Genomic DNA, 10,103 nt, shown 5'->3' with positions numbered 1-10,103 from the left:
GCAACCCAACCCTCCCCGAAGCGATCCAAGAGGACGAAGAAGGTCAATGGCAGGAAATGAGAGGCGACCTGTGAAGCAACAGCGGTCCAGCGAGGAGAGCGAGCCCGGCAACGGCCGGGACGCGGCCTCCGGGGAAACGGCGCCGGACAGTGCGCAGGGCTCAGGTCCGGGGAGCATAGGGGCCCCGTCCGCGCCGGCGTCCCGGACGGCGACGCAGGGCGGGGACACGTCGGTCGCCGGCGACGGGGACGGCGGTGGCGCGCGTACGCCGACCTCGTCCGCGCCCGGCCCGGAGGAGGCCGGGGAGCGGGAGGCCGGGGCCCCGGCGGCCGTGCACGCGGTCGGCGTCTCCATCGGCAGGACCACGGCGGGGGCCGAGGAGCAGCCGGAGGGCTCGGACGCGGCGGCTGCCCGGGAGGAAGCGGCGGAGACGGCCGGCGGAAGCACGGTGGCGGCCGCCGCCGGGGCGGTTCCGGCGGCAGAGGCGACGACCGCGAACTCGGCGGAGGAGACGGCCGAGGCGAAGACGGTAGCCCCCGCAGGGGCGGCGGCTGCGGCCGCCACGGAGACCGCTGCCACGGAGTCGGGTGCCACGAAGACCGAATCGGTGTCCCAAGAGGCCGCCGGGACCGCCGAGACCGCCGGGACCGCCGGTGCCGCCACCGCCGAGACCGCCGCATCCGGTGCCACCTCGACCGCCACCACCACGGCCACCGCCACCGTCGCCGCGAGCCCGCCCGACAGCGCGTCGGCCACGGAGGGCGGCGCTCCGGAGCGTCCCGGCCGGGTGTCGCGTCCGATGGTGGTCGCCGCGGCCTTCGCCGGGGCGCTGCTCCTCGGTGCCCCGTTCGTCGTGGCGGGCGCCCAGAAGGACGACGGCAAGCCCACGCGCGGCGAAGCGGCTGCGGCCGCGTGGAAGCAGGACGGCCAGGAGGGCGGGTACGTGCCGGGCACCGACCCCGCGGGCCCCGACGGCGTACGGGCTCCCGGCTCCCCCCAGCAGGGCGCCGCCCCGGTCCGGGGCGACAAGGGCCCCGCCAACCACGTCCGCGGGGGCGACGGGCCGCAGCGCGCGAACGGGTCACCCGAGACCGAGCGGGGTGATGGCGCCAAGGGCACCAAGGACGCGAAGGGCTCCGCGGGCACGGGCGGCACGACGGACAAGAGCGGTTCCAGCGCGAAGGCCCCCGCCGGTACGGGCTCGGAAGGCTCCGCCAAGGCCCCCTCGGCAGAGACCGCGCCCCAGTCGCAGCCCCAGACGACGCCCAAGGCGCCCACCGTGGTGTACAGCGGGGTGTCCGGCCACGAGTGCCCCACCCAGCGCTTCCAGCGGGACGGCTACTACAGCGACGGCAAGGAGGGCTGGGCCACCCACAGCGGCGGCTTCGGCGGTTACGGCTGCGCGGGCAAGTACCTCTCCATGCCGATGTCCGGCAGCTCCTCCAAGGACTCCGGCGGCTCGGCGACCTGGCTGTTCGACCTGCCCGCCTCCGCCAAGAAGTGCAGCATCTCCGTCCATGTGCCCGGCAGTTCGGACATCGTGCGGGTCGGTGGCGACCCGAGCTACTACACGGTGTACGACCGGTTCCTGCCCAGGACCAACAACCTGGTGGGCTCCTTCTACGTCAACCAGCAGGACCGCCGAGGCACCTGGTACAACGTGCCGGGCACCTTCGCCGTCGACGCCAAGAAGCTCTCCGTCCGCATCCACGACCGGGGCCGGGACAGCAAGTACGAGCACCACGCGATTTCGACGATCAAGGCGACCTGCACCGGCTGAGCAACGGGCGCAAACCGTGCGGAGCCGCCGGTCGTGCGGCCGTCCGCCGGCTCCGTCCCGACCTCGACCCCGGCCCCGTACGTGACCCGGAGCGCGTCACGTACGGGGCCGGGGCGCGTCGGACGGTGACGGCCAGGAACAGCCGACCGAAAGCCGACGCCAAGCCGGACCGCTTCGAGGAGGTCCGCCCCTCGTCGCCCAGCGCTACCTGCACCCGGACGTCCGCATGCTGGTCCCCAAAAAAATGATCAAGGGCCGGTTTCGGATTGTTCCGAAACCGGCCCTTGATCTACGACTGTCTCCAGTCGGGACGACGGTGGAGTCCCCGCCCACCAACACCAGCCGGCCCTCGTACGCCGCCCGCGTGAGCCTGGTGCGGATGACTGCGTCCTGATCCCGGGGGACGTAGGGGGCACGGCGTCGCCGGATTCGTCGGGGCGTGACCGGTGAGTACCCGCCGCGAGCGCGTCCCAGCCGCCGGCCAGCAGAGAGGTTCCCGCAGATAAGCGGGCACACGCTTGCCCGCGGTGGTAAAGGTGACGGGGCCGGAGACGGTCCCGGCCATGACCACGTTCTCCTTCCTGCCGCCGGAGATCCTGTTACTCGTCCCCGGCACTTCCCCTCCCGGGCCCACCCCGCAGCCTCCCCCAGCTCCGCGCACACCTCCGGGCCCGGACCTCATGCTCCACGATCCGGGCCGGAGCCGCAGGCGGGAGACGGACACTGCCCGAACCGGTTCGGCACCACCGGACCCAGCCCGCGCAAAGGCTCACGCGGCGGATGACCAACCGGTTTCGACGAGGACCGGTACAAGAAATGCAACACCATCGAACGGGCCATCACCCGGCTCAAGCAGCACCGAGCCATCGCCACCCGCTACGACAAACGCCGTTATGTCCACCTCGGCACCGCGACCGCCGCAGCCCTCACCAAATCTGGCCCCGAGCATGACCGATCGGACAAGTCCTGGGCGGCGGCCTCTGCGTGCGGAAGGAGCTCCGACGGCTCCGGGGCCCAAATCGATTGCCCTCAGTGCCCGGCGCGGTGTGACATGTGGGCATGAGCAGAATGGCGCAGGTCATCGTGTTGGCGCGGTACGAGGACGAGGTGATGGAGCCGCTGACTCGGCCGGACGAGGCCCGCACCTGGCACGGCTGTTTCGTGCAGATCCCCTGGTTCGTCGGGGGCTGGCACATCGAGTTCGAGCGGTGGAACGGGCGCCGCGGCGTGCTCAAGGACCTGGAGTCCCTACCGTGGAACGAGCCCGCCTGCGTGCAGGTCATGCTGCACGACGAGGACGACGATCTGTTCGGTCTGTGGATGTTCCGCGGCGGGGTCCTCGTCGAGGTGGGCATCCCCGGCACCCAGCGGGTGCACATCGCTGGCCCGCCGTGGGACGCGGATCCCGGCTTCCTGGTCCAGACCGGCCTGGGCAGGGGAGAGGACCGGCACTCGCCAGAGCACGTACAAGACCCGCGGTCGTGCTGGTAACCCGGTCCAGACCAAGGCCGGACAAATACTCACGTCGCCGTTGCCGGTCCTGCCCGGGGCCGGACCGGTTTCATCTGGCCTCGGACAGGATCGGCCGGACAAGCCCTAGGCGTCCCTCTCCTCTTTCTGCCGCGCGCGCCGCCGACCGCCGCTCACCGCAGCGCCCAATGACCGTGACCGCCCACCCCAGGAGAGCCCGCCCGTGCAGAAGACCGCCCTCACGCCCTACACCCACCTCCCCCGAGCGCACCACAACCTCCACGTCCTGACCAGTACCGTCGATGTCTTCGGCGCCGCACACTGGCTGCTCGGCGAACATGCTCCGCAGCCCGGCGGCGATGTTCCGCCCTTCGACGCCCTTGTCGTCTCCGTCCATCCGGGCGGCAGCGTCGAGCTCACCGAGCTGAGCGCCGTACGGGCCCGCTGGCCGCACCTGGACCGCCTGCCGGACGGCGGGTTCGTCGTCGCCGCGTCCCGCGCCCGCCGCTACGAGGACTCGAAACAGGTCCAGGTCTTCGACGCGCTCGGGCGCGAGACCTCGTCCTTCTCCGTCGGAGACGCCATCGAGCACCTGCTCGTGGACGAGGCCGGCCACATCTGGGTCGGGCACTTCGACGAGAACCCGGCCGGAATCCGCCGCTGGAGCGCCACGGGCCGGCTCATCTGGACGTCGGACGACGCCCACATCCCCGGTCTCTTCGACTGCTACGCCCTGAACGTGTCGGGCACCACCGCCTGGGCATGCCCGTACACGGACTTCCCGCTCGTCGAGATACGCCCCGACCGCACCGACCGGCCCGTGAGGGTGTGGGAGAACCGCGTACGGGGCGCCAAGGCGGTGGCTGTCCACCGCGATCGGGTGGCCTTCTACGGCGGCTACCGCGAGGAGCAGGACCGGCTCGCCCACGGAGAGCTCACCGAAACATCCGTCGAACCAACGGACGTCGGCCTGCTCACCCTGCCCAACGGCTCCGTCGTCGGCCGCCGACGGGTCGTCGGCCGAGGAAGCAGGATCTACGTCCAGGCCGAACCGTTCACCGAGTGGGGCGTGTTCGACCTCAGCGGCTGATCCCCACCACGGGAGAGACCAGTTCGGCCCAGTCGCCGACCAGTCCCGCAAGGACCGTTTCGCGGCACGTGCCGACAAGGGTCAGACGTCTTCGACCGGTTGACCGAAAGGTGCACCGCGGTGCTCGACGGTGTCGCGTTCGACGAACAGGGCCGGTGCGACTTTCGTGGGGGCCCCTATGTGTTTGGTCGAGGTCCAAGGCCAGTAGGTTCGTGAGGTCAAGGGCGGGCTGAACCGTAGGAATGTGCATGAGTGATGGCCAGGTCACGATCAAGCTCACGAGTGACGAGGCACTGGTGTTGTCGCACTGGCTGGAGAAGCTCCAGATGACGGATCTCAGCCGAGTTGTCGACGATCCGGAGGTCTGGGCGCCGATCCATCGGATCGCCGGAACGCTGGACAAGGCGCTTTCTGAGCTGTTCGCGCCTGACTATGACCAGCGACTTGATGCCGCTCGTCAGCGGCTTCGGCCGGAGGACTGACCGGGCGGTCGGAACTCCTCACCTGGCCGCAGCCGATTGGGGTTCGTAGGCCAACCGGAGTGGCCGGACCTCCTCACGCCCACCGACCGGCGCGGCCTGACCCCGCTGTTCTGGTCCCCTGTCCGGCCCCTACGGTGAGGTCAACCCCGACATGGGCACCCGTCTCCACCTCGCCGCGGCCTCCGTGCCGGGGCCCCGGACGACCAGGCCGCCGGGCGCGAGAGGGACGTCGTCCACGGGCTCACAGAGTACTTAGACGCGGTACGAGCCTGTTGGCACTCCGTGGGCAACTCCGTACGGAGTCAGGGCGATGACGCCGACACCGTGTGAGGTGGTCTCCGAGTTGATGCGGAGAGGGCTGGTCGTCACCTGGACCGGGCCGACGGCATCGGTCAGTGTCACCACCTCCGCCGCCGGAGCGGCCTGTGCTGCAGGAGCGGAGAGCAGGGGTACGAGGGCGAGGGAAAGCGCACTGAAACCGCGCACGAAGTTCTTGATCACCCCAGTGTTTACCGGCCGCACCGCCCGCCGCGAAGCCCGGAACCCCAGCCGTCACCCGAGCAGGCGTGAAGGTTCACCGCAGGAACGCTTCCCCTGCTTCCGCCGTCCGGACCTCGAAGGCGGCCGATATGCTGACGGCCATAACGGGCAATCCAACGCCTGCCCATGCGTCACTGTCGCCGACCGGGGCCAGACGGACTGCAGGTTCACTTCGGTGGGCGAGGGCCGTGCGCGCGCGTCCGACGATAGGCTGACCGAATGGGTGATCTTGCGCCGTCGTGGGACGCGTTGGTTGGGCAGGTCGCCGAGGTTTCTCGGCGACTCTCCGAGCTTGAGGAGCGAGTGCAGAGCGCCACGCCTGAGCCAGGTGCCAAAACCGCGTCGATTGAAGCTTACTGGGCATTGCCGAAACTTCGGGAGCGCTTGCAGGAAGTAGCGCGAGGGGGAGTGATCTTTACCGGGTCCGTGGTCGGTCTGGACGGTGAGCTTGTGGAGTGGGAACGGTCCGAAGCCACGGAGTCGGTGTTGAGTTCTGACTGGTCTGAGGCGGCCGACACGCTGGGAGCTTTGGGGCACCCCGTGCGGTTGCGCCTGATCCAGGCCTTGGCTGGAGGACGGACTGCGGTTACCGAACTTGTGGAGCTGGAGGGGCTCGGTACGACCGGGCAGATCTATCACCATCTACGACAACTCGTTTCCGCCGGCTGGCTGGAGACGACCGGACGTGGGCAATATCAAATTCCTCCGTCCCGGCTCGTTCCGCTGCTGGTCGTGGTCACCGGAGCTCGCCGCTGACTGGGTCGTTCTGCAACCCCGGTCGGCGCATACCTCGCCCATCCAGGCAAAGCACCGGGTGCAACGGATGGCCTCGAACAAGGCGCCCGCCGTGGCGCCGCGGGGTACCGGAGGTTGATCTTCTTTGACGGGATGTTCGAGAGCTGGGCCTCAGCGCGTTGCAGCGGCTGCCTCGGCGAGCAGGCCACGGCCGCCCTCAAGGGCTGGGGCCTGCTCCGCAAGCTCAGCTGTAGTACCAACCCGGATCACCGACATCGTGAAAGCCGTCGTCGTCCTGCACCACGCCTCAACATGAGGCCGAAAAGAGCTCCTTCATCTCTCGCACAGCATCGCTTTTGGGAACTGCCCTACAAACAGACCCCTTTCGCGTTCAGGACACAAACACCCCGAGCCCTCCTCCGCCTCGCCCGCCGGCGCATCAACGTCCTGTTCGCCATGCTCCGCGACGGCACCTTCTACGAACCCCGAACCCCCACCGTCACCCTCGCAGCATGAATTGACCGACAACCTCAAAATCGACCGCACCACCTCGACGAACGACGAAGTGGTGCCCCCAGGATCACCGCCGAGCTCCGCGAGACCGGCAAACGTGTCAACCACAAACGGGTCGCCCGCGTGATGCGGAGCATCACTGCGCCGGCGAGCGGGTAGTTCCTCTGCCTGGCCACCGTCATCGACCTCGCCTCACGGCATCCGACCGGCAGGCCGATCGCGGATCACCTGCGCACCGATCTCGTCATCTACGCCCTCACCGCCTGCGGCTACACCTTCGTGACGGTGCCGCAGCTCCTGGTCCCGGCAGGGCCGAGCCGGGCGAGGTCCACCGCTGAGGCACCCGGCCCGCCGCCCACCGCCGCTGCCGTCATCCCGGCACCCCTCATGGGACGCTCCGTTCCGCCGCGAGTCCGCCGCCCACCAGGTCCAGGCCGTGCCGGAGCCGTCGGAAGTAGGTGGCGCGGCTGATGTGGAGCTGCTGGGCGAGCCGCTGATGGGTGCGCGGCCGTCCGAGGTAGTAGTGCTGGAGAATCCACCCGGCCTCGGCCTCCTCGCGCACCTCGCTGTCCGCCAGCCGTCGCACCGCCTCCCACAGGTCCGCGCGCAGTTCCGCCACCGTCCGGGGGCGCGGCGAGGAGAGCAGCGGGCTCTCGGCAAGCCGGGCCGGGTCGGCGATGACGGCGAGGGCACGGGCCACCTCCTGGCCGGTCGGACGCGGGCCGCCGCGCGCTCCCGAGGTGCGGGCGAGCCGCTCCGTCCAGACGGGCAGCGCGGCGGAGCCGAAGTCCTGGCTGAAGATCTCGGGCTTGCGCCCGCAGCGGTAGACGTCGTCGGTGGTGGTGCCGTGACGCTGGAAGCGCAGCCCGCGCAGCAGCCGCTGGTAGTCCGGGTTCGGGGTGGACACCGTCAGCAGCAGGCCGCCCGTGATGACCTGGCGCAGCAGGCCGCGCAGCAGGTGCGCATGGGCGCCCCGGTCGGGGCAGTAGGCCGCGCCGAGCAGCCATCCCCCGGCGCCGCGCGGGCGGCCGAGCAGCCGGTCCGTGTGCTGCTGGAGCAGAGGTTCCACACAGTTCATGGTGCGTTCGGTGACCTGCTGGGTGTTCGTCAGGCCGATGATCCGGTCGCCGCCGTCCCGGATCAGCTGGAAGCTGGCGGGGTCGTCGACGAGCCAGCGTTCCACCAGGCGGTCGGTCCAGCGCACGTCCAGCCCGCCCTGCCGGGCCCACTGGCGCATCAGGGTGCCGATGGTGTCGGCGTCGTCCGGGGTAGCGGTGTGGATCACGTCCCGGGTCACGCTGATGGGGAACATGGTCTCGCGGACGGCGTCGTCATCGGCCAGAGCGATGATCCCCTCGGTGAGACGGCTACGGCGGTCGGCGGCGGGCTCGTCGGCCAGCAGCTTCTTGCGGTGGGCCAGCGCGCGGGCCCACGCGCCGCGGTGGGCGGCGGGCCGACGCCAGCGATGGGCCAGTTCGATCACCCCGCGGAAGGGCTCGGTGAGGGCCAACCCGAGTTCGGTGGGGACGACCGGGCTGAGCCCCGCCAGGGTGTCGAACAGGTCCGGGTCGGCGTCGAGCAGTTCCTCGTCCGCCGACCACACGGTGGCCAGCCGGACCAGGGCGTGCTGCCACGGCCCGGCGGGCCGCTCCCGGGAGAGCCGCTCCACGATCTCCCGGGCGGCGCCGTCGGCCACCGCCCCGGCCGCGGTCGGCGGCGCACCCGCGTGGACGGCCCGGCAGGCCGCGTCGGCGATCAGCGGGTTGCCCGCGGCGAGCCGGACGATCAGCTCCCGGCACCGCGCGTCGGTCACCCGCGCCTCCGCCGTCAGACGCCCGATCCGCGCGTCCGGCCACGGGACGGTCTCCACGACCGCGACCCCCGTGTCGGCCCATCCCGGCCGGGCCAGCAGGGAGCGTCTGCTGACCACGAGGACGGGCCGGCCGCTGCCCGGCCGGCGCAGCCGCAGCGGCTCCAGCGCGGCCAGGGCACGGTCGTCGTCGGCGCTGTCCACGACCAGCGGAGCCGGGGTGTCCTCGGCGAGCGCGGTCGGCAGCCGCTCCAGGGCGCCGGGCCGGTCGAGGTCAACGAGGGAGAGGGGCCCGAGTCCGGCGACTAACCGGGACTTCCCGCTGCCGAGCGGGCCGGTGAGATTGGCCAGATCACGGCTTGCCACCACCTCCCGAAGGGAGTTCGGCGTGGCTTGTTCCGGCGCTGCGGCTGCGGGTGCCTCGGCCATTGGACCTCCAGGATCACTTCGGTGCACGGCCCCCTGTCATAGCGATCAGAGCCCGTTCATTCAAGTGGTCACGCATCCGGAACTTCCCTGGTACCAGCGGGGCGTGAGACTTCGCTGAGACCTCACGCCCCGCCTCCCCGGGCAGACTTGGGCTCCTCCGTCCCGCCGGACATGATCAAGGGAAGGGCCATGGGGTCCCATACGATGTCGCCACTCGGTCTGAGCAGCACCGAAGAAGCGGTGTACCGGTTTTTCCTGCGGAATCCGGGCGCCGCCGTCCGTGACGCGCGCACCGCCGCGCCGGTGGACGAGGAGGGCGTGCACCGGGCCGCGGAGCGGCTGCGCGACCGGGGGCTGCTGCACGGGAGCGAGGTGCGGACCTGGGCCACGGACCCGGGGGTCGTGGTGGCGCGACTGGCGGAGGAGCAGTTGGACGCCGCCTACCGGACGCTGCGCCGCCTCGCCGACCCGCGGCCGATCCTGCGCTCCCTGTGGCGGGACGTGCCCGCCCCCTCCATCGCGGGCGGCGGGGGCGTCTACGCGGGTTCCGCGATCGCCCTGGACCGCCTGGAGGACCTGGGGCAGGCCCTCGCCCGGATCGACCGGGCGGCCTTCCACGCCGACGCCGAGATCCTGGCGGCGGTGCCCAACCGGGCCCTGGTACCGCTGGGCACGGCCCACACTCTCTCACTCGGCCTGCGCTGCCTGCGGCGCGGCGTCCGGGTGCGGACCCTGGTGGGGAGCGATGCTCCGACGCCCCCGACCGGCGCGGACCACCTCCGGCGGCTGCGCTCCCACGGCGCGGAGGTCAGGGTCGCGGAGGGGCTCTCGGAACTGGTACTGGTCTACGACCGGCGCACCGCGCTGGTTCCCGTCGACGCGCACGACATCGACCGGGGCGTGCTGTGCATCGAGGAGAGCGGCCCGGTGAGCAGTCTCGTCACCCTCTTCGAAAGGTTGTGGGCGGCGGCGACGGACCTCGCCGACCGTCCCGCGCCGAAGCCGGGCACCGACTGCCCCACCGGGACCCAGCGCACGGTGCTGCTCCTCATGTGCACCGCCACCAAGGACGAGGCGGGCGCCCGGGCGGCGGGCATGTCGCTGCGCACCTACCGGCGCCATGTCTCCGATCTGCTGGCTCTGCTGGGCGCGTGCAGCAGGGCCCAGGCGGCGCTGCTGGCCCGGGAACGCGGCTGGGTGTGACCCCGGGCCCGCGGACCGGGGCCGGGGTGGCGCCGGCCGGGCCGGGCAGGG

Annotated in this window: 7 protein-coding genes and 1 pseudogene; 7 read left to right on the top strand and 1 reads right to left on the bottom strand. The window is 71.3% G+C overall.

Going from position 1 to position 10,103, the window contains the following annotated elements; all coding sequences use genetic code 11:
• Positions 1–70: 70 nt before the first annotated feature.
• The 6 genes and pseudogenes from IE272_RS13620 to IE272_RS38680 all read left to right on the top strand — a co-directional run.
• Complete coding sequence (locus IE272_RS13620; protein ID WP_190006927.1) at positions 71–1,780, top strand: hypothetical protein; 1,710 nt, start codon at positions 71–73, stop codon at positions 1,778–1,780.
• A gap of 1,059 nt (positions 1,781–2,839) precedes the next feature.
• A complete protein-coding gene (locus tag IE272_RS13615; RefSeq protein ID WP_229897301.1) occupies positions 2,840–3,271 on the top strand; it encodes a hypothetical protein in 432 nt (143 codons plus the stop codon).
• 202 nt (positions 3,272–3,473) lie between these two features.
• Complete coding sequence (locus IE272_RS13610) at positions 3,474–4,340, top strand: hypothetical protein (RefSeq protein WP_098892495.1); 867 nt, start codon at positions 3,474–3,476, stop codon at positions 4,338–4,340.
• A gap of 242 nt (positions 4,341–4,582) precedes the next feature.
• Complete coding sequence (locus IE272_RS13605) at positions 4,583–4,822, top strand: hypothetical protein (RefSeq protein ID WP_179890785.1); 240 nt, start codon at positions 4,583–4,585, stop codon at positions 4,820–4,822.
• Between the two features lie 759 nt (positions 4,823–5,581).
• A complete protein-coding gene (locus tag IE272_RS13595) occupies positions 5,582–6,118 on the top strand; it encodes an ArsR/SmtB family transcription factor (RefSeq protein WP_050362026.1) in 537 nt (178 codons plus the stop codon).
• 495 nt (positions 6,119–6,613) lie between these two features.
• A pseudogene (locus IE272_RS38680) lies at positions 6,614–6,874 on the top strand (IS3 family transposase); the annotation flags it as partial.
• Between the two features lie 121 nt (positions 6,875–6,995).
• On the opposite strand, the gene IE272_RS13585 reads toward IE272_RS38680, so the two are convergent.
• Positions 6,996–8,786, bottom strand: a complete 1,791-nt coding sequence (locus IE272_RS13585) for a hypothetical protein (protein WP_229897300.1) — start codon at positions 8,784–8,786, stop codon at positions 6,996–6,998.
• A gap of 252 nt (positions 8,787–9,038) precedes the next feature.
• On the opposite strand from IE272_RS13585, the gene IE272_RS13580 reads away from it, so the two are divergent.
• Positions 9,039–10,052, top strand: coding sequence for a LuxR family transcriptional regulator (locus IE272_RS13580; protein WP_050362028.1), 1,014 nt, complete (start codon positions 9,039–9,041; stop codon positions 10,050–10,052).
• Positions 10,053–10,103 lie beyond the last annotated feature (51 nt).

Source organism: Streptomyces anulatus, from assembly GCF_014650675.1.
Taxonomy (GTDB): domain Bacteria; phylum Actinomycetota; class Actinomycetes; order Streptomycetales; family Streptomycetaceae; genus Streptomyces; species Streptomyces anulatus.
Note: the sequence above shows the minus strand (reverse complement) of the source record. Positions and strands in the feature narration are given on the sequence as shown.

Coding starts and splice junctions, on each gene's coding strand:
- IE272_RS13615 (WP_229897301.1), top strand. CDS start 2,840: ATGAGCAGAATGGCGCAGGTCATCGTGTTGGCGCGGTACGAGGACGAG.
- IE272_RS13605 (WP_179890785.1), top strand. CDS start 4,583: ATGTGCATGAGTGATGGCCAGGTCACGATCAAGCTCACGAGTGACGAG.
- IE272_RS13595 (WP_050362026.1), top strand. CDS start 5,582: ATGGGTGATCTTGCGCCGTCGTGGGACGCGTTGGTTGGGCAGGTCGCC.
- IE272_RS13580 (WP_050362028.1), top strand. CDS start 9,039: ATGGGGTCCCATACGATGTCGCCACTCGGTCTGAGCAGCACCGAAGAA.